Genomic DNA, 637 nt, shown 5'->3' with positions numbered 1-637 from the left:
GCCCGGCCTGCGAGGGAACGGGAGCGCGCCACAACCGGCCTACCCACCCCCACCCCCTCCCTTGTCAGGGAGGGGAGAAGAGGCGCCGTCGATTGAATTTCGATCGGGCCCAGTATTGGCCGAGCGGCCGAAACGGGCATAGCCGACGGTAAAACGGCTAAGGGCCGATCGACGGTCAGGCCAAGGAAGCGGGACGGTTGCTGTATCTGCCATCGTCACTCCCGCGAAGGCCGGAGTCAATAGGCGCCAGCGTTGCGAATCCAGCCGAAACGTCAGCGGTTATGGCTTCCCGCCTGCGCGGGAATGACGAACATTGGCGACCGTCACTGAATGTCGATCAGCCCTGATCGAAAGCGGGGGTCCGTTACCGGTATCTTGGCCGCTCCTGAAACCATGCAGGCGTCGGTCCGATAACAAAGATTATGTCAAATCTATGCCGCCGAATGCCGGTGACGCCACCACCGGCAGATCGCGCGTTTCCAACGATCCGATGCGAACAGTCTCGATACGTCCCGCATAGAATAGCCGCTCACTGACCGCCCGAGACCCGCGTCATCACGCCGTTCGCCGCCGCGCAGGCGGCTGCACTCGAACCTCCGCCATTACTTACGCGTCGAACCCTTGGGGCCAATCGACC

Origin of the sequence: Sphingomonas sp. Leaf10 (genome assembly GCF_001421245.1) — a bacterium.
Lineage (GTDB): Bacteria > Pseudomonadota > Alphaproteobacteria > Sphingomonadales > Sphingomonadaceae > Sphingomonas.
Note: the sequence above shows the minus strand (reverse complement) of the source record.